Origin of the sequence: Microbacterium sp. 67-17, from assembly GCF_001898325.1 — a bacterium.
Classification (GTDB): Bacteria; Actinomycetota; Actinomycetes; order Actinomycetales; family Microbacteriaceae; genus Microbacterium; species Microbacterium schleiferi.
Map to the genome: position 1 here is coordinate 99,299 of NZ_MKTR01000007.1, position 25,277 is coordinate 124,575.

Sequence of the window (25,277 nt, forward strand, 5' to 3'; positions counted from 1 at the left end):
CGCACGCGATCACTCCTGCCGAACTGGAGCATCGTCGGGGTGCGCCACAGGGGCGGGTAGGCGGGGTCGATGCGCAGCATGTCCCGATTGTCCGGGGCGAGTGGGCCGCGGCGGTGGCGCTGTCCACAGAAATCTCCCGGCGCGGCGAGGACTTCTCCTGGGGAGGAGCGGTCCTCGCGCCGGCGCTGAAAGCGCCAGTATTGCGTGCCTAGACGGGTTGCTCGTCCGGACCGTCTTCGGCCGGGCCGCCGTCTTCGCCTGAGAGCAGTCGAGCCAGCGCGTCGTCGAACTCGTCCGGTGCTGGTTCTTCACCGCGGGCGCGGGCCTCGAGCCGCGCAATCAGGGCGCTCGGGTCGTCGATGTCGGCGGCCGTGGGAACCAGGTCGGGTGAGTCCCACAGTTCGTCTCGCGCCTCGATGCCGACGGCATCCGTGATCGCGCGCCACATGCTCGCGGCTTCACGGATGCGGCGGGGACGAAGCTCCAGTCCGACCAATGTTCCGAGCGCCTGTTCAGCCGGCCCGCCGACGGCGCGGCGCCGTCGCACCGTCTCGGCGATGCGGTCGGCTGCCGGCAGGCGGGTCGTGGCCTGCGCCGTCACGACGTCAACCCAGCCCTCGATCGTCGCCAGCATCGTCTCCAAGCGGGCAAGGGCTGCTTGCTGTGACTCGGACCGTTCCGGCAGCAGCGCCCCGCTTTCCAGCGCCTCGCGCAGCTCTTCGGGGTGCTGCGGATCGAACCGGCCTGCCAGCTCCTCGAGCGCTCCGGTATCGACCCGGACTCCGCGCGCGAAGTCCGATACCTGCGAGAGTACGTGCAGTCGCAACCATCGTGCGTGCCGGAACAGTCGCGCGTGCGCGAGTTCACGGGTGGCGATGTAGAGCGCGAACTGGTCGTCGGGGATCTCGAGATCCTTCGCGAGCTGCGTGTAGTTCTGGGGCACAACGGCGGCCTGGCCGTCGGGCAGCAGTGGGATGCCGACATCGCCACCGCTGACGACCTCTGTCGAGAGGTTTCCGACGACGGTTCCCAGCTGTGCCGCGAATAGAGAACCACCGATCGTGCGCATCACCCGCCCGGCACCGGCGATCATCTGCTGCATCTCGGGAGGTGACTGCTCTTGGAGCGCCGCAGTGAAGGCATCCGCGATGCTTGTCGCGACCGGCTCAGCCAGCTCCTGCCACACGGGCAGGGTGGCTTCTACCCAACCGCCGCGGGTCATGGTCACTCCCGGACCCGGGAGGTCCGAGATCGTCGTGGCTTCGCCGAGCCAGAGGGATGCGAGGGTGAAAGCGTCGTCGGCTGCCGAGCGGTCGGCAGCGGTGATCCCCGCGCCGTCCTTGTTCGCGATGTGCAGCGCCTGCGTCGTGGCGGCATCCCAGGAGATCCCGCCCTCGCCAGCGGAGGCCATCGCGCCCTGCAGTTGTTGCATGGCTCGCTGGATCATCGCGGGATCGAACCCCATTTTCTGCAGTTCGGCGAGCTGATCGCTGCCCATGCCGGCCTGGCCGAACAGCTGCCGGAACAGCTCGGGCAGGTCGTCGTCGGGGTTCCGGTCGTCGTCAGCCACGGGTGCCGCCTTTCAGCCGGTTCTTGAGCTTGGCCTCTACGCTAGTCGCACGAATGATCGCACCCGCGGGCCCCACCTGAATCGCCTTACGCCGGTCGCGAACGACGGCCGAGAGGATGACGTGGCGCTGTTCGACGAGAACGTATCGGTGACGCCTGCGCGGCGGGCGCCCATCAATCGCCGCACGCGCGTGGGACTGTGGGCGCTCGTGGTCGCGCTGCTGGCCTTGCTGGCGATGTCATTCCTACCCACCGCATACGTCATCGAGCTTCCCGGCCCGGTCTACAACACGCTCGGCACCGTCACCACGAGCGACGGTGATGAGGTTCCGCTCATCGAGGTCTCGGGAGCCGAGACCTACCCGACTTCCGGCGCCCTGGACCTCCTGACCGTCCAGATCGCGGGAAGCCGCGAGCGTCCGCCGTCGTGGTTCGACCTCGCGGTCGCCTGGTTCGACCCGTCTCGCGCCGTCGTCCCGATCGACTCGGTCTTCCCCGAGGGGCAAACCAGCGAACAGCGCAGCGAGCAGTCAGCCGCTCTCATGGTCGACTCCCAAGAGGAGGCCACGGCTGCAGCCCTGACCGAGCTCGGCTATGACATCGGCACGCAGGTCTCGGTGGTCTCTGTCGGTGAGGATGCCGCAGCAAACGGCATCCTGGAAGAAGGCGACATCGTGCTGCGCGCCGATGGCGAGCCGGTGACCGATGCATCGGCCTTGCGCGAGCAGGTACAACAGGGCGGAGGGGCCCCGTTGAGCTTCGACATCCTGCGGGACGGGGAGCCTCTGACGGTCGAGGTCACGCCGGTTGCCACCACCGTGGACGGGCAGACGATGTGGCTCATCGGAATCACGCTCATCACCGACTACGACTTCCCGATCGACGTCACGATCCAGCTGAACAACGTCGGCGGGCCGAGCGCGGGGATGATGTTCGCGCTGGGGATCATGGACACACTGACCCCGGGGAACCTCAACGGCGGCCAGAACGTTGCGGGTACCGGAACGATCACCGCTGACGGGACCGTGGGGCCGATCGGCGGCATCCAGCAGAAGATGTGGGGTGCATACCGGGCTGACGCCGACTACTTCCTCGCACCCGCCGCCAACTGCTCGGAGGTCGTGGGCGAGGTTCCCGGCGACCTGCAGGTGTTCTCGGTTCAGACTCTCGATGACGCGCTGAGCGTTCTCGACACGATCAGTTCCGGTGGAGACCTGGCGCAACTCCCGACCTGCGAGTGAGTGCCGGGCCGAACGGGCGAGGTCGCTCAGAGCGAACAGGGTCAGGGCATCTGTACGGCGATCGCTCAGAAGCTGCCGCCTAGGATGAAACGGTGACCACGACCTCAGCGCCGAACAGGGCCACGCCTTCGCCGTCCCGCCGCATCCTCGCCATCTCCCTTGCGATCATCGCCGCGCTCGTTGTCGGCTTCTTCATCTTCGCGAGCCTGTACGCAGATTGGCTCTGGTATGACCAGCTCGGGTTCCAGGAGGTCCTGGTCACGCAGTGGGTAGCCCGTGTGATCATGTTCGTCATCGGCTTCCTCGGGATGGCAGTTCCGGTCTGGGTCACGATTCAGCTCGCCTATCGGTTGCGACCGGTCTACGTCCGCCTGAGTTCGCAGTTGGATCGCTACCAAGAGGTGGTCGAGCCACTGCGTCGCCTCGCGATGTGGGGTATCCCCGTCTTCTTCGGCTTCTTCGCGGGATTCGCGGCATCCACGCAGTGGCAGACCACCTGGCTGTGGCTCAACGGCGTTGCCACCGATGTCACGGACCCGATCTTCAACCTCGACACCGGCTTCTACATGTTCGCGATGCCGTTCTACAGCGCGCTGCTCGGCTTCGTCTCCGCGGTCTTGCTGGTGAGCCTGCTCGTGACCGTCGTCGTGTCCTACCTTTACGGCTCGGTCCGGGTGGGCCAGCGTGAGCTGCGGATCTCGAAGTCCGCTCGTATTCAGATCGCCGTGATCGCGGGGCTTTACGTCTTGGTCCAGGGCGTGAGCCTGTGGCTGGATCGCTATCTGCTGATGGTGCAGAACGATGACCGCATCACCGGCCCGGCCTATACGAGCGTCAACGCTGTCATCCCGGGTCTGTCGATCCTCGCCATCAGCGCGATCGTCGTGGCGATTCTCTTCTTCGTCACGGCCATCATCGGTCGCTGGCGGTACCCGCTGGTTGCCACCGCGGTCCTCGTGGTCGCCACAGTCGTGGTCGGCATCGGTTACCCCTGGGTGGTCAACACGTTCCAGGTGACCCCGAACAAGATCAACTACGAGGCGCAGTACTACCAGTACAACATTGACGCCACGAAGGCCGCCTATGGTGTCAGCGATCTCGAGCAGATGGAGTTCTCGGCAGCAACCGATGCCGAGGCCGGGCAGTTGCGTGAGGATGCCGCAACGACAGCGCAGATCCGCATCATGGACCCGACGATCATCCCCCCGACGGTGCGGCAGCTCGAGCAGTACCGTGCGTACTATCAGTTCCACAATCCGCTCGATGTCGACCGGTACGAGATCGACGGCCAGTCGCAGGACACCGTCGTCTCGGTGCGCGAACTCGACGTGAACCAGCTGGATGCCGCGGCGCAGACCTGGCAGAACACGAGCCTCATCTACACCCACGGCTACGGGCTCGTGGTCGCTAAGGGCAACGACCGCACCACCGAGGGCGAGCCGGTCTTCCTCGAGCGCGGAATCCCCGCCTCGGGGTTCCTCTCCGATCAGGAGGACTTCGAGCCGCGCGTCTACTTCGGTGAGATGTCGCCCCAGTACTCGATCGTCGGGGCACCTGAGGGAACAGCGCCTATCGAGCTTGACTACCCGACCGGCTCCTCCGAAGGCTCTGGCGACGTCAAGACGACGTTCGAAGGAGACGGCGGCCCGAGCGTCGGGAGCGTCTTCAACCGTCTGATCTACGCGCTGAAGTTCCAGTCCGAGCAGATCCTCTTCTCTGACGACATCAACGAGGACTCCCAGATCCTCTACGACAGGGACCCCGCGACGCGCGTGCAGAAGGTTGCGCCGTACCTGCAGCTGGACTCCGATCCGTACCCGAGCGTCGTCGACGGTCGAATCGTGTGGATCATCGACGGGTACACCCGCAGCGCGAACTACCCGTACTCGTCGACGGTGAGCCTGCAGGAGGCGATCTCGGATTCGAACACGACGCAGCAGCGCTTCGGCCTGGACAACATCAACTACATCCGAAACTCGGTGAAGGCCACCGTCGACGCCTACGACGGATCCGTGACCCTGTACGCGTGGGATGAGACGGACCCGGTGCTGCAGACGTGGCAGAAGGTCTACCCCTCGACGCTCAAGCCGATCTCCGAGATGTCGGCAGACCTCATGAGCCACGTGCGGTACCCGACCGACCTGTTCAAGGTGCAGCGCGCGATCCTCGGTGTGTACCACGTGAGCGATGCGCAGTCGTTCTACCAGCGCGACAACGCGTGGGAGACGCCGAACGACCCGCAGAACGACTCTGAGCTCCAGCCGCCGTACTACCTGTCGATGCAGATGCCGGGTCAGACCTCGCCGTCGTATTCGATGTTCACGACATTCATTCCGTCGGCCGAGGCTGGCAACGCCCGAAACGTGCTCATGGGCTACCTCGCGGTGGACTCGAACGCCGGAGACGACGCGGGAACCCTGCGGGATGACTATGGCAAGCTGCGGATGCTCGTCATCTCCGCGGACACCACGGTGCCAGGCCCCGGCCAGGTGCAGAATACCTTCAACTCCGACCCGTTGATCTCGTCGCAGATCAACCTGCTGAAGCAGGGACAGTCGGACGTGCTGAACGGCAACCTACTCACCCTGCCGGTCGGTGGCGGGCTGCTCTATGTGCAACCGGTCTTCGTGCAGTCATCGGGGGCGACAAAGCTGCCGACCCTGCAGAAGGTGCTCGTGTCGTTCGGCAACGACATCGCGTTCGAAGACACCCTGTCCGAAGCTCTCGATGCCCTGTTCGGTGGCGACGCCGGTGCCACCGGTGGTGACAGCGACGTGACGCCCACACCGGGCGCGACGACGCAGCCGACGCCCACGCCGACCCCGTCGGAGACGACGACGCCGACCGAGCCCACCGATGCGTACCAGGTGGCGCTGCAGGAGGCTCAGCAGGCCATGTTGGACCGGGATGCGGCGCTGAAGGCCGGTGATCTGACGGCTTTCGCCGAGGCTGACGCAAGACTGACGGCGGCGGTGGAGCAGCTGATCGCCCTGGGCGCGCAGTAGGCGGGCTCAGGCGGTGAGGATCCACCACCAGATCAGCAGCAGCGTCACCACGAAGCCGGCGAACTGGTTGATCCAGAGGAATCGGCGCCAGCCGATGGTGGCACGTTCGGCGTCGGCGTCACGGATCGATCTGTAAGGCCAGACCGCGACGAGGTAGGGGATCGCGGCGATCGCGGCGAGCGGGCCCGGCCAGGCCGTGCCGAGCACGACGAGCCCGGAGAGGGCGTAGCAGACGAGGGCGAACCGGACCGTCCACCGCGCCCCGCGGGCCGTGGCGATCGACGAGATGCCAGCCTCCCGGTCGGCAACGACATCCTGAACCGCGCCGAAGGCGTGCGAGGCAACGCCCCACAGACCGAAAGCCAGGATGATGAGCCCGAGCTGCCACGTCCAGGTCGCCCCGGCCAGCACCAGACCGTAGACGGCGGGGGAGAAGAAGTGGATGCTGCTGGTGACCGAGTCGGCGAAGGCTCGCTCTTTCAGGCGCAGCGGCGGGGCGCTGTAGAACACCACGAAGAACAGACTCAGCGCGAGGATGAGCCACGACAGCGGTGAACCGACGATCGCCAGATAGATCACGAACGGGGCGCATGACAGACCACCGGCCCACAGGGTGATGGGGTGCATCCGCCGATCGAGGACTGCGCCGTGCGCGCCGCCCTTGCGGGGATTGCGGAGGTCCGATTCGTAGTCGAACACGTCGTTGGTCCCGTACATCGCGAGGTTGTAGGGGATGAGGAAGAACAGGGTGCCGATGACGAACGTCGCGTCGATCTGCCGGGTCGTCAGGAGGTAGGCAGCAGCAAAGGGATAGGCCGTGTTGATCCAGCTCACCGGCCGCGACGAGACGAAGAGCTCGCGGATCACACGCCCGGGCCCGAGCGTCGACTCAGCGCTGCCCACGTGCGACCCCCGTGCGACCCTGCGGTAGCAGGACGTAGACGGCAGGAACCAGGTAGGCGGCGCAGATCGCATACGAGAAGTCCTCGATCGGTGCCACCCCGATTCGGATGCCGCTCGAGGTGCCCTCCGGGTAGGCGACCAGCCCCGCGGAAATGATCACGTTGTCGAAGATCGCGGTGAGGATGACAAGAACCGCGGCGCTGATGGTCGATGCCAGCATCCGCTGTTTCATGCCCGGCTGTGTTGCCGACAGCAGCGTCACGACGAGAGTGAACAGCGCGAACGGGATGATGATGAGCGCGTACGTCATCGCCCACTCACCGCCCCGTCTGTGCTCGACCGCGCGGTGCGGGAGTCGATGTAGCGGAGCGCGCCGGCATAGATCACGAGCCCCAGGTAACACAGGAACGCGAGGAAGAAGGGCTCTTCCAGGGGAAGCTCGGGTGCGAGGTCGATCCCGATGAACAGGCCACTGTCCCCCTTGATGAACGCGCGGGTGAGGATGCCGACGGCATCCCACGCGAGGAAGAACATCACTCCGATCCCGACGGCAGCCAGCGTCCGGACGGGTGCCGCGAAGGCCGCCAAGCGCCAGCGCGCGTCGATCACCGCAATGCCCGCCGCGGAAACCAGGATCGCCAGGAGATACAGACCCGGCATCTCAGACGGCCGCCGGCTCGGCGATCGGCCCGGGCGAGCGGTCGCCGCGGAGGCGCTTGACGACGAGCTCAGCCGAGATCAGGCACATCGGCAGCCCGATTCCCGGCAGGGCCGACGCCCCCGCGTACGCAAGGGAGTCGACCTTCTTGGATGCATTCCGCGGGCGGAAGAGTGCGCTCTGGCGCAGCGTATGGGCAAGGCCCAGCGCGTTGCCGCGCCAGGCGTGGAAGTCGTGTTCGAAGTCCCCGGGTGCGATGGTGCGCCGAACGGTGACGCGCTCGGCAAGGTCCGGGATGTTGCACCACTGAGAGATCTGCGCGATCACCCGATCGGCGGCTGCTTCGATGCGGGGTGAGCCGCCGCGGTCGACACCGCCGTAGCCGAGACTCGGATCCGCGGGGATGGGAACCAGGACGAACAGGTTCTCGCTGCCCGCGGGAGCGACTGTCGAGTCGGTGGCGGAGGGCTTGCAGACATAGATCGATGCCGGGTCTGGGATGCGGGTGTGCTCGCCGAAGATGTCATCGAAGTTCGAGCGCCAGTCTTCGGTGAACAACAGCGTGTGGTGGGTGAGCTGCGGCAGCTCGCCCTCGACTCCCAGCAGCAGGAGCAGCGCACCGGGACTGGGTGTGCGCTTGTCCCACCACTTCTCGGGGTAGGTGCGTAGCGGCTCGGGAAGCAGCTGGGTTTCCGTGAAGTGCAGATCTGCCGACGAGACGACGAGGTCGGCATCCACCCGGCGCCCATCGGCGAGCGTGATTCCCGTCGCCTGCGCGCGCCCGCCGGTCGTGGGGGTCGTGACGATCGAGGTGACCTCGGCGCCCGTTTCGATCGACACGCCCGCCCCCCGCGCGACGCGCTCCACAGCACGGATGACTTCGTACAGCCCGCCCTGCGGGTACAGCACGCCGTCGGCAAGATCGAGATGGCTCATGAGGTGGTAGAGGCTCGGCACGCCGTACGGAGACCCGCCGAGGAACACAGCCGGGTAGCCGAGGACCTGCTGGAGGCGCTTATCGCTGAAGCGGCGCTCGACGTGACGGGAGAGCGTCGTGGTCAGGAGGGGCGCGAGCTGCGGCACCCGCCGCAGCAGCGCGGGGTCGCGAAGGCCCGCCGTCGTCTCGTACGTGTCGTAGAGGAACCGGGTGACCGCAAGGTCGTAGGCATCCTTTGCCGAGTCGAGGTACTCGGCGAGGGCAGCGCCCGCTCCCGGTTCGATGCTCTCGAACAGCTGCGTGGAAAGCTCCCGGCCTGAGCGGATGTCGATCGGGTCGCCCGCGGTGCCCGCTGGCGGCTCACTGTAGACGCGGTAGGCGGGGTCAAGCCGCACAAGGTCGAGCTGATCGGCGGTCCTCGTCCCCATCAGCCGGAAGAAGTGGTCGAACACCTCGGGCATGAGGTACCAGCTGGGTCCGGTGTCGAAGCGGAAACCGTCGGCCTCCCACACGCCGGCGCGGCCTCCGACCTCATCGCGAGCCTCGAACAGGCTCACCGACCAGCCCTCGCGTGCAAGGAGCGCTGCTGTAGCCAGGCCCGCGATGCCGCCCCCGATGACCACCGCGCTGCCTGCGTCAGTCGGTGTCCCCGGGGTGTGGGCGCTAGCCGTCTCGCTCATGCTGACTCCTCATTCCTGGGCGGGTGGATGTTGGGGGACGTGATCGGCGCTCGCGGCACTCACGCGCCGGTTCGGCGTGGCGAGGCCCCCACCAGGGCGCGGGCGATGAGCCCTGCCTTGACGATATCGGGCACGCGAACCCTGACGGCAGGCGCAGGGTCGGCCCGCAATCGGCGCGAGAGCTCGGCGAACAGGTCGTGTGCCGCGATCACGGCGCGCCGACAGTCAGCCGGTAGTTGGGGGATCACCGCCGCGGCAGCGGCGAGGTCGGCATCGATCCTGTCGAGGATCGCTTCCCGGTCATGATCGCCAGTGGCGATGCCGAGGTAATCGCGTCCGAGCGTCGCCTCGTCATGGTCGAGGTCGCGCAGGAAATTGACGTCCTGGAAGGCTGCGCCCAAGCGCCGAGCGCCGTCGACGAGCTCGGGGCTGGGACCGGATGGCGAGGGCTGGCCCGCATTGACGAATACCTGCAGACACATGAGTCCGACGACCTCTGCCGATCCGTACACGTAGGAGTCGTGGGAGGCGTCGTCGTGGGCGGCGACGGTCAGGTCGGTTCGCATCGATGCGAAGAAGGGGTCGATGAGGTCCGCGCCGATGACGCACTCGCGAGCAGTCCGCGCGAAGGCGTGCACGACAAGGTTGCTGCTGAAACGCCGGTCGATCGCGGCCATCGTCTCTTCCTGCAGCGCATCGAGGAGGGCGGCGGCTTGCGTGGCATCCAGGCCCGCCTCGATGGCGGGACCGTCGACGATCTCATCGGCGACGCGTACGAGGGCGTAGATGTTGCGCACGTGCGTGCGAGCTCGGGATCCGAGCAGGCGCGTGGCCATGCCGAACGAGGTCGAGTATGCGGCGATCACGGCTGCCGCAGCCTCGTCGGCCGCCGTGTCGTACAGTGCGATGCCCGTCGGCTGATGACTCACGGAATGCGCTCCTCCACTGCCGCAGCGAGCGTGTCGGCCAAGGTCACCGCGCGGGGCGGGAGCGTCGAACGGGAGGCGCGTCGGCGCACATCCGACAGGTTCTCGGCGATGAGTTGATGGAGCCGGTCGCGGGCGCCGCTGGCTTCGAGCGCGGACTGGGCATGCCGGACCGCGATCGGACCGGTGTGCGCAACGGCAAGCGTGCTGGTGACCAACGGCCACTGCGCGCTCTCGCGAGCAAGCGCAATGAGCGGCGTTCGCTTGGACTCGCGCAGGTCGCTTCCGGCATCCTTGCCGGCTTGCTCTGCTGTGCCGAACGCGCCGATGAGATCGTCCACAAGCTGGAATGCCAGGCCCAGGGAGCCGCCGATGCGTTCGAGGTCCGCGATCCAGGTCGAGGGTGCGCCGGCGAGGATCGCCCCAGCGCACAAGGGTGCGGTGAACGAGTAGACGGCGGTCTTGTTGTAGGTGGCGGCGAGAATATCCGCCTGTTCGGCGAGGTCGGGGGTCACGCTGTTCTCGACGTCGGCCAGTTCGCCGGCTGCCGAGACGAAGACTGCGTCGTCGAGCAGGTCAAGCAGGCGGGCACGTTGTGTGTCGGGGACCTCGGCCAACGCCACCATGCGGGTTGCTTCATGAAGCAGCAGGTCTCCGGCGAGGATCGCCGCAGCATCCCCGAGCAGCGCGGCGCCCTTCGCGTCAGCGCCCTGCGTCTTCGCTCGAATGCGGAATCGACCGGCCACGTTGGGTACACCCCGCCTGGTGACGTCATGGTCGATGACGTCGTCGTGGATCACGAATGCGCTATGCAGCAGCTCGAAGGCTGCGGCCACCGAGGGCAAGCTCGGTACGCGCTGCAGGTCGCCGCCCACCGCGAGAAAGGACGCCACGACGAGCTGGGGGCGTAGCCGCTTGCCCCCGGCTGTCGCGCTGCTCACCGCCGCGGTGAGCGCCGACATCGACTCCCCGTGTTTCGTTGCGCGTGCGGCAAGTCGCTCGAGGGCATCGTTGATTGCGGTGTCGACGGCTATTCGGGCGGCGTCGGGAATCATGACGCTCGTCGCTGCAATTGCGGTGATTCGAAGAGGCGGAGCTGCTGGGACTGCAGGACAAGCCACGGGCTGAAGGCCCAGGGCGTGGTGATCAGCGACGAGCCGAGCTCGTCGGGATCCACCCAGCGCGCTTCGGCGACCTCGAGCGGGTTCGGCGCCACCTCATCGTCGGTGCGGGCAATGTAGACGGGGCAAATCTCGTTCTCGACGATTCCGCCCGCGTCCACGGCGCGGTAGCGGAAGAGAGGAAGCGCCAGCTCAATCTCGGTCAGACGGATGCCGAGCTCGAACTCGCCGCGACGCTGCACTGCAGAAAGCAGCGGCTCTGCAGGCCGGGGGTGACCGCAGAACGAGTTGGTCCACACCCCTGGCCAGGTCTTCTTGTCGAGTGCGCGGCGAGTCACGAGCACCTGGCCATCGGCGTTGAGGACATGGCACGAAAAAGCGAGATGGAGGGCGGTTTCGGTGCCATGCACGCTGCTCTTCGGGGCGGTGCCTACCGGGTTGCCGTCGTCGTCCAGCAAGACCACATGGTCGCCATCCGTCATTGTTCCTCCTCCTATATCGCTAGTTTAGCTAGCGATATCTCCCGTCTGATGATAACAAGGAGTTGAAAGGGGTGTCCATCATGACCACGCCGTGGGTTCCGCAGACTCCACACCAGCAGGCTGTGCTGGACGTTCTGCTAAGCATCCGTGCGCTCAATGATGCCATGGACCGCATGAACGGCGGCATGAAAGACGACATGGACATGAACGCGACGGATCTCGCGGCCCTGCGCATGATGATCGTGCGAGAGCAGCGGGGCGACACCGTAAGCCCGCACGAGGTCGCGAAGCACCTGCGGATATCGACGGCATCGACGACCAAGCTGCTGGACCGGCTCGAGAGCTCCGGGTATATCGAGCGACACCCGCATCCGCGGGATCGGCGGGCGCGCATCCTGACGTTGACGGCGCACTCGCGGGCGACCTTTTTCAAGCACTTCTCCGAGCACCTCGAGCAGATGCGTCGCGTGACCGAGCCATACACAGAAGACGAGCTCAAGCTCATCGGGCGGTACTTGACCGACGTGAGTGAGGCGATCGATCCCAGCTGAGCTCACCCCGGTGCGCTGCTGAGGCAATGGGGAAGGCCCCGGATCTTGTGGATCCGGGGCCTTCTCTTGGTTGCGGGGGCAGGATTTGAACCTACGACCTCTGGGTTATGAGCCCAGCGAGCTACCGAACTGCTCCACCCCGCGGCACAAGGGTCGACTCTAGCACGGTTCCCGCAGCCTCGCACCTCGGGACACCCAGCCGGGGTCGCCGGTTGCCTCGACTCCCGCTCGCCGGGGAGGATGGCCACATGATGGCATCCCGAGGCGAGATACCGGCGGCGCCAGCCGTCGACGCCGGCCCGGACGGGCGAGCCGAGACGCCCAGCGAGCGCGCCGATCGCAACTGGGATGACGTGCTGCAGGAGTTGCGGGTGCTCCAGACCGGCACCCAGATCCTCACGGGGTTTCTGCTCGCCGTGGCGTTCCAGCCGGCATTCGACGACCTCACCGATCCGCAGCGAGCGTTCTATCTCGTTCTGCTCGTGCTCGCGGCGCTGAGCGCGATCATCGCATTGGCGCCGGTCGCGATGCACCGCAGCCTCTTCCGCAGGCTCGCCAAGCCCGACGTCGTGCTCTTCGGCCATCGAGCGCTCATTGGTGCACTGGCTACGGTGGGTGTCCTTCTGATCGGGGTCGTGGCTTTCGTCTTCGACGTCGTTCTGGGGTTCGACCCGGCGTGGATCGCAGCTGCTTCCCTCGGCGCCGCTGTCGTCATCCTGTGGCTCGTCGTGCCGGGGTATCTGCGCAGGCATCACTCCCGAAAGGTGGACCGCTCATGACCCGGATGCCGGCACCTGCGGTCGCCGTGGCGATCGCGCAGTTCGCGCCGTCTGCGGACAGCGTGGCCAACGCGCAACAGATCGATCGGATGGCAGACGTTGCAGCTGATCGCGGCGCGAAACTCGTGGTGTTCCCCGAGTACTCCAGCTACTTCGTGGACCCGTTCGACCAGACGCTCGCGCGTCACGCGCAGGACGTGGACGGGCCGTTCGTTGCGGCACTGCACCAGTCGGCTCAGCGCACCGGCGCGGTGATCGTCGCGGGCCTGATCGAAACGGCAAGCAACCCCGGGAAGGTGCGCAACGCGGTGGTCGCCGTTGGTCCAGGCGGCGTCCTCGCCGTGTACCGCAAGCTCCATCTCTACGACGCGTTCGGGCACCGGGAGTCGGACTGGGTGGAAGCGGGCGAGATCGCGCCACCGCAGACCTTCGAGGTCGGCGGGCTGCGCTGGGGTCTCATGACGTGCTACGACCTGCGTTTCCCCGAGGTCGCACGGACTCTCGCGGATGCCGGAGTGGAGGGCATCGTGGTGCCCGCAGCCTGGGTCCGGGGGCCGCTCAAGGAGTTCCAGTGGCAGACGCTGCTCGCGGCCCGCGCGATCGAGAACACGGTGTTCGTCGCAGCAGCAGACCACCCGCCACCGCTCGGGGTGGGGGCCTCGGTCCTGCTTGACCCCCAGGGTGTGGCGATCGCGGGGGTCGGGACCGGCACCGACGTTGCGGTCGGCTACGTGGACCCGGATGCCGTAGATCGCGTCCGGCGCGTCAACCCGGCCCTCCGGCTGCGTCGCTTCGAGGTGATCCCGCGCGCCTGACCGGTGTCGGAGGTGTGGCACCGAACGAGAGCATGACGACTGCATAGTCCGCTCCCGACTCAGCCATAGGATTCACACAGCATCCGGCGGCACCGTTGATGGTGCTTGGAAGGAGCATCCATGAGCACCGAGAACACCGCAGACCCCGCCGACTCGCAGCGTCCCGCTGACGCCGCGGGCGCTGACCTCCCCACACAGGGCACCGACGCCTCCGCGCAGGTCGCCGACGCGGTAGCGGTCGACGCCGCTGTACCGGCAGAGTCAACGCAGCCGACCGAGCCGCTGCCGCCTGCCCCCGGAGCATCCCCTGCCGCGAGCGCGTCACCGATGTGGGCTCCTCCCGCGGCTGGCACCCACCACCCGCAGTCTCCCTACGCGCAGGCGCCTTTCACCGCGCCGGGTACTGCCCCGCAGTACGCCTTCGCTCCCACCACGACGGCGGCGCCCCGCGCCAAGGTCGGCGCCGGGACGGTTGCCGGGATCATCATCGCCGCAGCACTCGTGGGCGGCGCCGCCGGCCTTGGCGGTGCCTACGCCGGGGCCGCGTTGTTCGCCCCCGACACCGTGACGACGGCATCCGGACCCGCGAGTGTCACGGTCAACGACACGTCCTCTGTGACGCAGACGACGGGGATCGCGACCAAGGTGCTTCCGAGCGTGGTGACAATCGAGGCAACCTCCTCCAGCGGCGGGGGAACAGGTTCTGGCGTCATCCTGACCTCCGATGGCTACGTCGTGACGAACACGCATGTCGTCACCCTCGACGGTGCGACCGGCGAAGCGACGGTCCGGGTCACCACCTCAGATGGGCGGGTCTACGATGCTGATGTCGTCGGCACCGACCCCACCTACGACCTCGCCGTGATCAAGCTCGTCGGTGCCGAAGACCTGACGCCCATCGAGTTCGCGGACTCGTCGGATCTGAATGTCGGTGACCAGGCTGTCGCCATTGGTGCGCCCCTCGGGCTCGCGAACACGGTGACCACGGGTATCGTGAGCGCACTCAACCGATCGATCCAGATCTCCTCGTCTGCTGCACCCGACACCGAGCAGAGCGACCCCAACTCCGAGGATCAGGGTGGCGAAGGTCCGTTCTACTTCGACTTCGGTCAGGGTAACCAGGGCAGCACCGGGTCGAGCGAGACGATCTCGATCGCGGTGATCCAGACGGATGCCGCCATCAACCCGGGTAACTCGGGTGGTGCACTGGTGGACTCCGACGGCAAGCTCATCGGCATCAACGTCGCCATCGCCTCTGCGGGCGGATCCTCTGGCCAGTCGGGCTCCATCGGCGTCGGCTTCTCGATCCCCTCGAACGTCGTCGAGCGTGTGACGCAGGAGATCATCGACACCGGTTCGGCGACGCACGGATTGCTCGGCGCGAGCGTGCAGAACGCGGCGGCTATCGCCGATTCGACGATCACCGGTGCATACATCGCCGAGGTCACCGACGGCGGTGCTGCCCAGCGCGGCGGCCTGCAGGCTGGCGACATCGTGACGGGCTTCAACGGCGTGCCGATCTCGGACGCGACCGATCTGACGGCCCAGGTGCGGGCGGCCGCGGCCGGAAGCGATGCGACCGTGACCTTCGTCCGCGATGGTCAGACCCGCACGGTCGACGTGACGCTCGGACAGCTCGGCTCGTGATCGCGGCCTGAGGTTCGATCTCCACAGACCCGACCGACGCCGCCCCGGACTATTCCGGAGCGGCGTCGGTCGCTTGCGTGCCTGGGTCTTTGTCGGGACGACGCGTGATGCTTCGAGCCGCGCCGCCGATCGCCGTCGTGCCTTTGGAGACACCGCTGCCGATCGCTGATGCACCCCGGCTCACGCCGCTACCGACGGCGGAACCTGCTCGCCGCACGGCCGAGACCGCAGAGTGCTCGAGCCGCCGGGCGCCGGGACGTGGCTCGGTTTCCGGTGGGAGAGCCTGCGGAGGAATACCGAAGGCTCGGCGCGAGCCCGCGAGCACCCGCCGGCCGAGGATATGGTTGCCGGTGCCGCCGATGGCCGCGCCGATGCCGAACGGCAGAGCCTTGCCGATCCAGGACGCTCCGCCCTTGGCTGCGAACTGGCGGACGAAGGTGGTCTTCAGGCGATCGACGAGGGGACCCATCGCGGCCTTCGGGATCGTCTTGGTGACCATCTCGCCCCAGTAGGTCGAGCGCGTCGGCCCACGCCCGGTCGCCTGATTCGCCAGCTGCGAGACGAGGTCAATGCCTTCTTGCCCGAGCATCAGCATCAACACGAGCGCGCGGGCGCGGTTGGGATCCGAGACAGGAATGCCGTGCACTTCGGAGACGGACTGTGCGAACAGTGTGGTCGCTTCGAGGAAGGCGATGGTTTCGACGCCGCTCAGCGCGAGGGTGACGCCGGTGCCGATGCCTGGGACGACGGCCGTGGCCCCCACTGCCGCACCGCCGGTCGTCACCGCGGCGAGGTATCGCCGCTCGAGGGTGCGGATGATCTGGGCGGAGGTTGCGTTCGGTTGACGAAGACGGATGCTGCGCACATGTGCCAGCACGACCGGCCGCTGGATTGCCAGCACGCGATCAAGCGCTCGGATGAACAACGGGTGCTCGTCCGATCCTTCCGGAGGGAGGCCACCCGACCAGGGCGCGTCATCCGGCAGCGAATGGATCTGATGGACCTTGTCGGCCATGGGGCGATCCTAAGCGCTCCGGCTGGGCATCCGCCTGGCATGGAGTGTCATCGGGGGGTTGAAGCAGAGGTCGATTGATAGTTTGGAGCGGTGACTGAGGCGACGGATCTTCCCGACGAGTCCTCCGGCGAGTCCGGCCAGACGCCAGGGGAGGGGCCCGCGAACAAGCCAGCGTCGCCGCGTACGCCGCGCACCCCGCGAAAGACGTCGAGTTCGCGAACGACCGCCTCGAAGACTTCGGGGTCCAGCCCCCGCACGCCACGCAAGCCCGCGGCGAAGCGACCGACGACTGCGAGCAAGCGCCCTGCCTCGGCGGCGAAGCCCCCGGTACAACAGGATGCCGCGTCCGCTGAGCCTGAGGTGACGGCGGTCGCTGGTGCTCCGGTTGATCCTGCGCTCGAGGCTGCGCTGGAGTCGATCACGGCCAGCGAGACCCGGGATGAGGTCGACGAGACCGTGGTTCCGGAGGCCGATGAGACTGAAGCCGCAGACGACTCCGTGGCGGATGACTCCCTGGTAGATGTCTCGGTGACAGCTGACTCCGTGGATTCAGCCCAGTCGGCCGTCGCCACGATCGACGGGTCGACCGACCTTGTGTCCGTCGAAGCCGAGGATGCGATGCCCGAGCCGGCGCTCGTGCTGCGCGACATCCGCAAGTCGTTTGGCGATCTTCAGGCACTGGACGGGATCAGCCTCGAGGTTCCCGTGGGCAGCTTCTACGGGATCGTGGGGCCCAACGGGGCGGGCAAGACGACGACGCTGTCGATCGTCGCGGGGCTGCTTCGCGCCGACTCGGGCGAGATCACGATCGCGGGCGTGGATGCCGCGGCCAAGCCCGTCGCCGCCAAACGCCTCATGGGTGTGCTTCCCGATCGGTTTCGCACGTTCGACCGGCTGACCGGTCGCCAGCTGCTCTACTACTACGGCGCGCTGCGAGGTCTCCCGCCGGCGGAGGTCGAGAGGCGCACGATCGACCTTGCCCGCGCCTTCGATCTCACCGAGTCGCTCGGTCGGGTCGTGTCGGATTACTCGGCGGGTATGTCCAAGAAGATCATGCTCGCTGGCGCTCTCATCCACTCGCCCCGCGTCCTGGTTCTCGACGAACCGTTCGAAGCTGTCGACCCGGTCTCGAGTGCAGCGATTCTCGACATCCTGCAGGCTTATGTCGCCCACGGCGGAACCGTCATCCTCTCCAGCCACGGCATGGAACTGGTGGAGCGGGTGTGCTCCCGTGTCGCCGTGATTGTCGCCGGGTCCCTGGTCGCGGAAGGCTCGATCGACGAGGTGCGCGGCGAGGTCAGCTTGGAAGAGCGATTCGTCGAGCTTGTCGGTGGGGCGGGCGAGCTGGAGGGTCTCGAGTGGTTGCACACATTCTCCGACTGAGACTCGCGCTGCTGCTCGGTGCCTTCCGCGGGGATCCGCAGAAGGTCACCCGGGGCGTTGTTGGGGCGTTGCTGCTGCTGGCGGCGACCGTTGCCGCGTGCTGGGCGCTCCTGGGAGTGCAGGAGTCATCGTCCGCCGCCGTCGGGGCCATCACGGTTTTCTGCGGCGCAACACTCACGCTCGCCTTCGCGCTGGCTCCCATCGTTGCCGCGGTGACCGATCCGCTCGATCCACGCCGTTTTCGGGTCTTCGCACTTGCACCCGAACCCCTCGCGGGGGCTCTCGCCCTCGCCGGGCTGCTCAGCGTCCCCGTCCTCGGCCTGGTCGCTCTTGTCGCGTGCGCGGCTGTTGTCTGGGTGGCCGCGGGAGCTACCGTCGTGGCTGCGATCATGGCCGCTATCATCGGGGTCGCGACCTGCGTCCTGTTCGCCCGCGTCTCGTTGGGGGTCGCCGGCATCATCTTCGGTGATCGCCGGTCCAGAGAGCTCTCCGGGCTTCTGCTGGTCACCGTGCTGGTCATCGTCGTCCCGGTGGGCGTCTTCCTGGCGTCACTCGATTGGCGTGGCACCGTCCCAGGCCCACTGCAGCAGGTCGTCGACATCCTGAGCTTCACCCCCATCGGCGCCGCGTGGGCGTTCCCGCTGCTGTTCACGCGCGGTGACGCATCCGGAGTTCTTGCCCTGCTCATCGCCCTGGGAACCGTCGCTGCCCTGGGGTTTGCATGGCTCGCGCTGGTGCGTCACTTCCTCTCGAGCATCGAGAAGCCCCTGACCACGCGCGAACGGGGCGGGCTCGGCTGGTTCAGCGTCGTTCCGGGAACACCCGGGGGAGCGGTCGCCGCTCGGAGCCTGGTGTATTGGCTGCGTGACAGGCGCTACCTCGTGAACACCCTCGTCATTCCCGTCGCGGCGGTGGCCACTGTCGTGCCGCTGCTGATCGCGGGCGTTCCCGCCAACGTCGCGGCGCTCGTTCCCATCCTGTTCGTCGCGCTCTTTTTCGGGTGGCTGCCGCACAACGATCTGGCGTACGACTCGACGGCGATCTGGATGCATGTCGCCAGCGGCCTGCGGGGCCTGCCCGACCGCGTCGGGCGACTTGTTCCGATCCTCGTCATCGCCATCCCGGTGCTGGCGATCGGCATCCCGATCTCCGTTGCCCTCCACGGGCGATGGGCGATCGCGCCGGCGATCGTCGGCGTGTGCGCGTCGCTGTTCTTCTCGGGCCTCGGGCTGTCGAGTATCGCTTCGGCAGCCTCGCCCTATCCCGTCACACCCCCGGGCGAGAGCCCTTTCCAGCAGCCCCAGCGCACCGGTTCGAGCGGAGCTGTGCCGCAGGCCCTCGTGATGCTCGGCTCGCTCGCCGTGTCGGCCCCGAGCCTGTGGTGGACGTGGCTTGCGCTCACGCGCACGATCGAGGCCGCATCGCTCGCTCTCTGGGTCGGAGTTGCGACCGGGCTGGTTGTCCTGGTGGCGGGGGTCGCGATCGGGGCCGCCGTGTTCACGCGTCGCACCGGGCGGATCATGGAGTTTGCCGAGGCATCCTGACGCCCCTCCCGGCGCGGCTGCTCGTGCGGCGTCCGGCCGCGCGGAACCCGCGCCGGGGCCGGATGCCGCGACTACACTGACTGTCCATGAGCACTCCGCTGGACAGCCCCGACCAGGGCGGACTTGCGACCCTCGATCGCGAGCTTGAAGAGCTCCTTCGCGAAGAGACCGTCGAACCCGGGGACCACGAGCGGTTCTCGCACTATGTCAAGAAAGACAAGATCCTTGAGTCGGCTCTCACCGGCAAGCCCGTCAAGGCGCTGTGCGGCAAGAAGTGGACGCCCGGTCGCGACCCCGAGAAGTTCCCGGTATGCCCGACCTGCAAAGAGATCTACGAGCGGATGCAGCACTGAGGCGACGCGCTGGAGCAGTCAGCCCGACTGGTATCTGGTCTCCAGGGCCGGCTCCGAACGGCTGAGCGCGAGTGCCGTCAGCGGAAGTTCCGCGCGTGCGCGCGCGTGGTGCTCCCGAGCGACGCTGACCCCATGGGGCCCCTCGGCCGAAGCATCGATCTCGCCGTGGACCACGAGCGGAACCTGCAGGGCGCGGGCATCCGCATGCGGCGCCGGCGTCTCGCGGTGCTCGAAACCTTCGGCGACGACGATGAGCTCTTCGCGGGCAATCCCGTCCTCAAGGATGCGAAAAGCCGTCTTTCGCCCGCCCTGCGAGGCTTTGGCTGTTGAGGTCTTCGCCACCGGAATCCACGCTCCGCCGGCATCCTGGCGTGCCACGAGCTTGTAGACAAGGCCCGCCGTCGGCGAGCCGGAGCCCGTCGCCAGTGCCGTGCCGACGCCGTAAGCATCCACCGGGGATGCCGCCAGTGCCGCGATCGCGAACTCGTCGAGGTCGCTTGTGACAGTGATGCGCGTACCCCGAGCACCGAGGGCATCGAGTTGCCGTCGAACCTGCGCAGCGACGATGGGGAGATCACCCGAGTCGATCCGCACCCCGCCGAGCCTCGTTCCGGCGACCTCGATCGCGGTGGCTACGCCCGTCTCGATGTCGTAGGTGTCGATGAGAAGCGTGGTCTGGTCGCCGAGGGCCCGCAGCTGTGCTGCGAAGGCATCGGCTTCGGTGTCGTGGAGCAGGGTCCAGCTGTGCGCTGCCGTGCCCATCGTGGGGATGCCCCACCGGCGGCCCGCCTCCAGGTTGCTCGTGGCGCCGAATCCCGCGATGAAGGCGGCCCGCGCCGCAGCGACAGCCGACCATTCGCCGGTGCGTCGCGATCCCATTTCCGCGAGGGGGCGGTCACCGGCGGCAATACTCATGCGTGCCGCGGCGGCAGCTACCGCGGAGTCGTAGTTCAGGACGCTGAGGGCGAGGGTCTCGAGGATGACGGCTTCGGCAAAGGTCCCCTCGATCGTCAGGAGCGGCGACCCCGGAAAATACAGTTCGCCCTCCCGGTAGCCGTGGATCGATCCCGTGAAGCGGTATCCCTCGAGAAAGCGCAGTGTCTGGGCATCCACCACCCGCTCGTCCCGCAGGAAGCGCAGCTCGTCATCACCGAACCGGAAGTCGCGTAACAGGCTCAGGAGGCGCCCGGTGCCTGCCACGACGCCGAACCGGCGGCCGCCGGGCAGGCGTCGCGCGAAGACGTCGAAGACGCACCGGCGCGAGGCAGTGCCATCGTGGAGTGCGGCATCGAGCATCGTCAGTTCATACCGGTCGGTGAGCAGGGCCGTGCTGACGGATGCTGTCATGCGCGCCAGCCTAGTGATGGCGCCGCCGCGGCATCCATCCCGTGCCGCCAGCGACGGGTGAGAGACGAGCGCTGGCGTAGGCTGGTGCACCGTGAACAACGCGCCGATCGGGATCTTCGACTCCGGTGTCGGCGGGCTCACCGTCGCGCGGGCCATCTCGGACCAGCTGCCTCGCGAGTCGCTGCTCTACATCGGCGATACCGCCCACTCGCCCTATGGGCCCAAGCCCATCGCCGATGTGCGCCGCTACTCGCTTGAGGTGCTCGACGCGCTCGTCGCGCAGGGTGTGAAGATGCTCGTGATCGCCTGCAACACGGCATCCGCCGCGGTGCTGCGCGATGCCCGCGAACGCTACGACGTCCCCGTCGTCGAGGTGATCGGGCCAGCAGTCCGGACGGCGATGTCGACGACCCGGTCAGGGCGGATCGGCGTCATCGGCACCAGCGGCACGATCGGCTCGCGCGCCTACCAAGACATGCTCGAGGTGAACGACCGCCTCACGGTGTTCGCGCAGGCGTGCCCGCGCTTCGTCGAGTTCGTGGAGGCAGGCGAGACCGACACCGCCGAGGTGCTCGCCGTGGCCGAAGAGTACCTCGCGCCGCTGCGGCATTCCGCCGTCGACACCCTCGTCCTCGGTTGCACGCACTACCCGTTCCTCAAGGGCGCGATCAGCTACGTCATGGGGCCGGATGTCTCGCTCGTTTCCAGCGACACCGAGACGGCGAACGACGTGTACCGGCAGCTCGTGAGCCGGGATCTGCTGGCGGGAACGGATGCCACGGCGACCCACACCTACGAGGCCACCGGCGACTCCGCTGACGAGTTCGTGAGACTTGCCCACCGGCTCATGGGCCGCGAGGTGCGAGACGTTCGCCTCGTGCAGACCGGAGCCATCGACCTGCGGCACTGACCTGCCGCACTGACCGACGCTCCGCCGAGGCGGAGCATCCGACCCGAAAGAGAACCCGCATGAGCGAGATCACCCGCACCGATGGCCGCGCCGTCGACCAGTTGCGCCCCATCACGATCGAACGAGGCTGGTCGGCCCAGGCAGAAGGATCAGCGCTGATCAGCTTCGGCGGAACCCGCGTGCTGTGCACGGCATCCTTCACCAACGGTGTTCCCCGGTGGCTGACCGGCAAAGGTAAGGGCTGGGTGACCGCCGAGTACGCGATGCTGCCTCGCGCCACGAACGACCGCAACGACCGCGAAAGCGTCAAGGGCAAGATCGGCGGGCGCACACACAAGATCTCCCGCCTCATCGGCCGGGCGCTGCGGGCCGTCGTCGACACGAAGGCGCTCGGTGAGAACACCATCGTGATCGACTGCGACGTGCTGCAGGCAGACGGCGGAACCCGAACCGCCGCCATCACGGGGGCCTACGTTGCGCTTGCCGATGCGATCGAGTGGGGCCGGCGCAAGAAGTTCATCGGCCAGAAGTCGCAGGTGCTTCTCGACTCGGTGGCTGCCGTCTCGGTCGGCATCATCGACGGTGAGCCGATGCTCGATCTTGCCTACGTCGAGGACGTCCGTGCCGAGACCGACATGAACGTCGTCGTGACGGGGCGCGGGTTGTTCGTCGAGGTGCAGGGCACCGCCGAGGGCGCGCCCTTCGACAAGCGGGAGCTCGATGCGCTGCTCGAGCTGGGGCTGTCGGGATGCGCGACCCTGCGCGACATCCAGACCGAAACGCTCAGCGCTGACTCCGACAGTGCGGGTGAGTGATCGGATGCCGCAGCAGATCGTCCTGGCAACCCACAATCCCCACAAGGTTGCCGAGTTCGGCCGGATCGTCGCGGCGACCCGTCCCGACCTGCACGTCATCGGCTACGACGGACCCGAGCCCGTCGAGGATGGCGTGAACTTCGCCGAGAACGCCCTGATCAAGGCGCGGGCAGCTGCCCGTCATACGGGTCTTGCAGCGCTCGCCGACGACTCCGGAATTGCCGTCAGCGTGATGGGCGGGGCGCCGGGAATCTTCTCGGCGTACTGGGCGGGTCACAAGAAGGATGCCGTCGCAAACATGCACCTGCTGCTGGACCAGCTCTCCGACATTGCGGACCCGCATCGGAAGGCATCCTTCGTGTCGACCATCGCGCTGGTCGTGCCCGAACCGGGCTCGACGGCCTTCGCGATGGAGCACGTGGTCGAAGGGCGCTGGCACGGGCGACTGGCCCACGAGCCGCGCGGGGACGGTGGGTTCGGATACGACCCGATCTTCATCCCCGACGGCCAGGAACCCGGCGCCGAGCGCACGGTCGGCCAGTGGAGCCCCGAGGAGAAGACCGCGGCCTCTCACCGAGCGCAAGCGTTCATCGCCCTCGCGCCCCTGTTGTCGGCGCTCTGAACTCGCGGAGCGGAAGCGAGAATCAGACTCGTTCCCGATTGGGCGTAAAGCCCTGCCGCGGGCCGTTCTCGCCCCTACGCTGGGTGCCGTGTCCAACGGATCGGGCACGAGATGTAGACGCAATGCGATTCCTGACGGGGCGGTTATACCACTCCGGGGCGTGTGGGTACGAGGGTGTCGAACTCTTTGAACCCCGCGAAGTCGGGGAAGAGGGTGCGCGCTGAGCGGTTGTATGTGCCTTCGAGGTATCGGAGGAGCTTCGTCTTCAGTGGCGATGACACGATTACGGCAACGAAAGGAACCTTCGGGGGACGCCCGGCGTTGCGCTCATTGAGAAGCGCTCCTTGAAGCACTTCAGGGTTCCCGGGCTGGAACGGAACGTGGAGACTCTTGAAGGGGGTCGTGTCGACGAGTTCGAATCCGTGTACCAAATTCACGCGCTCTCGCTCGGGGACCGGCCCAGTGACGAAGAAGCCCTCTTGAGCCCGCAAACGCGCGTTCGGGCTTGGGGACTCCACTATGACCGGGGTCGCGCCTCTCAGGACTGCTCTTAGGGTCGCGCCGTTGGGATCAGAGAGGTCCGCGACGGTGAGAGTACGAGAACGCACGGTCGCGACCCGCTCCCAAGCGGTGGTATTTAGCGCCAGAAGCAAGCCCGCCTTGGCTAGCGCCGGACTTTTTGGGGTCTGACACGCGAACCAGAGCGCCGTCATTGGATTCGACGTGAAGTCAATCAGCCGCGTTGCGATCCCATAGTGCTGAAGATCTGACAGGAGCTGGAGGTCATCGACGTACCCGGTCGATTCGACCCCGAGGCCCCATTTGCGCGCGCGTCCAAGAATCTCGATCTCCGCCGTGCGGAGTTGCTCTTCATCCCCACCGACTTGCCGATGGAGTGAGGACGAGAGATCGTAGTCGGCACTCGACATCCCGCGCCACGCGAAGTGCTGACCTGTGCTGTAGACACCTATCGAACCGATAGCTGCCATGACTTCGCGCGCGGTTTTCGGCTGAATCCACCAGCCCGTCCGCTTCCAATCGTCAATCAAAGTACCCGGCATGAAGCGAGACTAGTGGGGGGGCCGCGGACGGAGACGGGGGCCTGCGCGTGCAAGAGCCCCAACAGCTAGTCCGCAACTTCTTCGCGGTGGCCCAGATCGCGCTCATAGGGGAGAACCTCCCAGCCTCTCTCGCGCGACCATTTCACCGCTGGGGTGCCTGCGGTGCCGATCACCCAAACATCGGTGATCGGCTCTATCCCTGAAAGCGGACTAGAGCGAACCTCTGTCGCATCCCAAAGTCCGCTCCATATCTCGAAGGGGGCACCTGACTCGTGCACTATCAGCGCAAGATGCAGCCGACTTTTGCCGGAAGCGGCAAGCTTCTGAGCCTTGTTCCGCCACTGGTTGCCGCCCGTGAGGCTCATGACCCAATCGCTCAGGCCCGTTAGGTACTCATCAATGAAACCCGCCGTCGCTCTCGGCAGTACATCGATGCGACCGCCCCGGCTCGCACCGACGTACCGGTGCAGGCGGTAGCTGTTGAGCATCAACCACTGACCGGCTTCGAGCGCGGAGATGAGCTCGGTACAGTCATCGCTGTCTGTAAACCCCGCGGTCTCCATGAACTGGGCGAGCACGGGGGCATGCCGAGCAGCCTTGCGTCGGTCAATGCGGCCATGTGGATACCGCAGCTCCCACCACCCGGCGAGATTCGGGGCATCGAGCTTCGTCGAAAAGGAGAGTGTCTGGAGTGCGCCCTGCTCGGCGATCACTGTGACCTCCAGTGCACCATCGTCCGAGATCAGGGCGTCCACCATGCGTGGCCGCGAGCCGTCATCGAAATGGATGACGGGCAGTCCGGATACACGCCGAATCACCTCTTCGGCGAACCACTCCGTGCGATCTCCGAGCACCATGCGAGCCACCGTAGCGGGCCCGTCACGAAGATGCGCCTTCACTCTCTGCCGTTTGG

24 protein-coding genes and 1 tRNA gene are annotated in these 25,277 nt (G+C 66.9%); 12 read left to right on the top strand and 13 right to left on the bottom strand.

The features are described from left to right. Positions 1-208 precede the first annotated feature (208 nt). Positions 209-1,570 carry a zinc-dependent metalloprotease gene (locus tag BGO47_RS03295; protein WP_292708540.1) on the bottom strand — a complete coding sequence of 454 codons (1,362 nt, stop codon included), beginning with the start codon at positions 1,568-1,570 and terminating at the stop codon, positions 209-211. A 121-nt stretch (positions 1,571-1,691) separates the two neighbouring features. On the opposite strand from BGO47_RS03295, the gene BGO47_RS03300 reads away from it, so the two are divergent. Both BGO47_RS03300 and BGO47_RS03305 read left to right on the top strand, forming a co-directional pair. Further along, positions 1,692-2,810 (top strand): S16 family serine protease, encoded by a 1,119-nt coding sequence (locus BGO47_RS03300; protein ID WP_292708542.1) that lies wholly within the window; start codon positions 1,692-1,694, stop codon positions 2,808-2,810. A gap of 92 nt (positions 2,811-2,902) precedes the next feature. Then, positions 2,903-5,815: a UPF0182 family protein gene (locus BGO47_RS03305; RefSeq protein ID WP_292708544.1), complete on the top strand. Its 2,913-nt coding sequence runs from the start codon at positions 2,903-2,905 to the stop codon at positions 5,813-5,815. A gap of 6 nt (positions 5,816-5,821) precedes the next feature. On the opposite strand, the gene BGO47_RS03310 is transcribed toward BGO47_RS03305, so the two are convergent. The 7 genes from BGO47_RS03310 to idi are packed head-to-tail and all read right to left on the bottom strand — an operon-like array spanning position 5,822 to position 11,522. Further along, positions 5,822-6,718 (bottom strand): prenyltransferase, encoded by an 897-nt coding sequence (locus BGO47_RS03310; RefSeq protein WP_292708546.1) that lies wholly within the window; start codon positions 6,716-6,718, stop codon positions 5,822-5,824. Beyond that, the gene (locus BGO47_RS03315; RefSeq protein ID WP_292708548.1) at positions 6,705-7,028 is read right to left on the bottom strand and encodes a lycopene cyclase domain-containing protein; all 324 of its coding nucleotides are present in this window, start codon (positions 7,026-7,028) and stop codon (positions 6,705-6,707) included. The genes BGO47_RS03310 and BGO47_RS03315 overlap by 14 nt, the downstream gene beginning before the upstream one ends. Beyond that, the gene (locus tag BGO47_RS03320) at positions 7,025-7,378 is read right to left on the bottom strand and encodes a lycopene cyclase domain-containing protein (protein WP_292708550.1); all 354 of its coding nucleotides are present in this window, start codon (positions 7,376-7,378) and stop codon (positions 7,025-7,027) included. Before BGO47_RS03320 ends, BGO47_RS03315 begins: the two co-directional genes overlap by 4 nt. 1 nt (position 7,379) lies before the next feature. Next, positions 7,380-8,993: a phytoene desaturase family protein gene (crtI, locus tag BGO47_RS03325; protein ID WP_292708552.1), complete on the bottom strand. Its 1,614-nt coding sequence runs from the start codon at positions 8,991-8,993 to the stop codon at positions 7,380-7,382. Positions 8,994-9,052: 59 nt separating this feature from the next. Beyond that, a complete protein-coding gene (locus BGO47_RS03330; protein WP_292708554.1) occupies positions 9,053-9,922 on the bottom strand; it encodes a squalene/phytoene synthase family protein in 870 nt (289 codons plus the stop codon). Beyond that, positions 9,919-10,974, bottom strand: coding sequence for a polyprenyl synthetase family protein (locus BGO47_RS03335; RefSeq protein WP_292708556.1), 1,056 nt, complete (start codon positions 10,972-10,974; stop codon positions 9,919-9,921). The genes BGO47_RS03330 and BGO47_RS03335 overlap by 4 nt, the downstream gene beginning before the upstream one ends. After that, positions 10,971-11,522, bottom strand: coding sequence for an isopentenyl-diphosphate Delta-isomerase (idi, locus tag BGO47_RS03340; protein ID WP_292708558.1), 552 nt, complete (start codon positions 11,520-11,522; stop codon positions 10,971-10,973). The genes BGO47_RS03335 and idi overlap by 4 nt, the downstream gene beginning before the upstream one ends. A gap of 80 nt (positions 11,523-11,602) precedes the next feature. On the opposite strand from idi, the gene BGO47_RS03345 reads away from it, so the two are divergent. Further along, complete coding sequence (locus BGO47_RS03345) at positions 11,603-12,073, top strand: MarR family transcriptional regulator (RefSeq protein ID WP_292708560.1); 471 nt, start codon at positions 11,603-11,605, stop codon at positions 12,071-12,073. Positions 12,074-12,140: 67 nt separating this feature from the next. On the opposite strand, the gene BGO47_RS03350 is transcribed toward BGO47_RS03345, so the two are convergent. Beyond that, positions 12,141-12,217, bottom strand: a tRNA-Met gene (locus BGO47_RS03350). 107 nt (positions 12,218-12,324) lie between these two features. Between BGO47_RS03350 and BGO47_RS03355 the strand changes: the two genes are divergently transcribed. The 3 genes from BGO47_RS03355 to BGO47_RS03365 all read left to right on the top strand — a co-directional run bounded on the left by BGO47_RS03355 (position 12,325) and on the right by BGO47_RS03365 (position 15,314). Beyond that, positions 12,325-12,852, top strand: coding sequence for a DUF6328 family protein (locus tag BGO47_RS03355; protein ID WP_292708674.1), 528 nt, complete (start codon positions 12,325-12,327; stop codon positions 12,850-12,852). A 5-nt stretch (positions 12,853-12,857) separates the two neighbouring features. Then, on the top strand, positions 12,858-13,667 hold the full coding sequence (locus tag BGO47_RS03360; protein WP_292708676.1) for a carbon-nitrogen hydrolase family protein: 810 nt from the start codon (positions 12,858-12,860) through the stop codon (positions 13,665-13,667). 120 nt (positions 13,668-13,787) lie between these two features. Next, positions 13,788-15,314 carry a trypsin-like peptidase domain-containing protein gene (locus BGO47_RS03365; protein WP_292708562.1) on the top strand — a complete coding sequence of 509 codons (1,527 nt, stop codon included), beginning with the start codon at positions 13,788-13,790 and terminating at the stop codon, positions 15,312-15,314. A 49-nt stretch (positions 15,315-15,363) separates the two neighbouring features. Here the strand turns inward: BGO47_RS03365 and BGO47_RS03370 are convergent, their stop codons facing one another. After that, positions 15,364-16,329, bottom strand: a complete 966-nt coding sequence (locus tag BGO47_RS03370) for a hypothetical protein (RefSeq protein WP_292708564.1) — start codon at positions 16,327-16,329, stop codon at positions 15,364-15,366. A gap of 90 nt (positions 16,330-16,419) precedes the next feature. Between BGO47_RS03370 and BGO47_RS03375 the strand changes: the two genes are divergently transcribed. From BGO47_RS03375 to BGO47_RS03385, 3 genes are all read left to right on the top strand, one after another. Continuing rightward, the gene (locus tag BGO47_RS03375; RefSeq protein WP_292708566.1) at positions 16,420-17,712 is read left to right on the top strand and encodes an ATP-binding cassette domain-containing protein; all 1,293 of its coding nucleotides are present in this window, start codon (positions 16,420-16,422) and stop codon (positions 17,710-17,712) included. Further along, positions 17,688-19,256 (top strand): hypothetical protein, encoded by a 1,569-nt coding sequence (locus tag BGO47_RS03380; protein ID WP_292708568.1) that lies wholly within the window; start codon positions 17,688-17,690, stop codon positions 19,254-19,256. The genes BGO47_RS03375 and BGO47_RS03380 overlap by 25 nt, the downstream gene beginning before the upstream one ends. A gap of 86 nt (positions 19,257-19,342) precedes the next feature. Beyond that, complete coding sequence (locus BGO47_RS03385) at positions 19,343-19,609, top strand: DUF3039 domain-containing protein (RefSeq protein ID WP_292708570.1); 267 nt, start codon at positions 19,343-19,345, stop codon at positions 19,607-19,609. A gap of 18 nt (positions 19,610-19,627) precedes the next feature. Here BGO47_RS03385 and BGO47_RS03390 read toward each other — a convergent pair whose 3' ends face one another. Next, entirely contained in the window at positions 19,628-20,956 is a 1,329-nt protein-coding gene (locus BGO47_RS03390; protein ID WP_292708572.1) for a nicotinate phosphoribosyltransferase, read from the bottom strand. A 91-nt stretch (positions 20,957-21,047) separates the two neighbouring features. Here BGO47_RS03390 and murI point away from each other — a divergent pair, with 91 nt between their 5' ends. From murI to BGO47_RS03405, 3 genes are read left to right on the top strand one after another with little or no spacing between them, the layout of a single operon-like run. Further along, a complete protein-coding gene (gene murI, locus BGO47_RS03395; RefSeq protein WP_292708574.1) occupies positions 21,048-21,866 on the top strand; it encodes a glutamate racemase in 819 nt (272 codons plus the stop codon). Positions 21,867-21,925: 59 nt separating this feature from the next. After that, positions 21,926-22,681: a ribonuclease PH gene (gene rph / locus BGO47_RS03400; protein WP_292708576.1), complete on the top strand. Its 756-nt coding sequence runs from the start codon at positions 21,926-21,928 to the stop codon at positions 22,679-22,681. 4 nt (positions 22,682-22,685) lie between these two features. Beyond that, the gene (locus BGO47_RS03405; protein ID WP_292708678.1) at positions 22,686-23,303 is read left to right on the top strand and encodes a non-canonical purine NTP pyrophosphatase; all 618 of its coding nucleotides are present in this window, start codon (positions 22,686-22,688) and stop codon (positions 23,301-23,303) included. 143 nt (positions 23,304-23,446) lie between these two features. Here BGO47_RS03405 and BGO47_RS03410 read toward each other — a convergent pair whose 3' ends face one another. Both BGO47_RS03410 and BGO47_RS03415 read right to left on the bottom strand, forming a co-directional pair. Continuing rightward, positions 23,447-24,364, bottom strand: coding sequence for an FRG domain-containing protein (locus tag BGO47_RS03410; protein WP_292708578.1), 918 nt, complete (start codon positions 24,362-24,364; stop codon positions 23,447-23,449). Between the two features lie 65 nt (positions 24,365-24,429). Next, positions 24,430-25,221 (bottom strand): hypothetical protein, encoded by a 792-nt coding sequence (locus BGO47_RS03415; protein WP_292708580.1) that lies wholly within the window; start codon positions 25,219-25,221, stop codon positions 24,430-24,432. Positions 25,222-25,277: the final 56 nt, after the last annotated feature.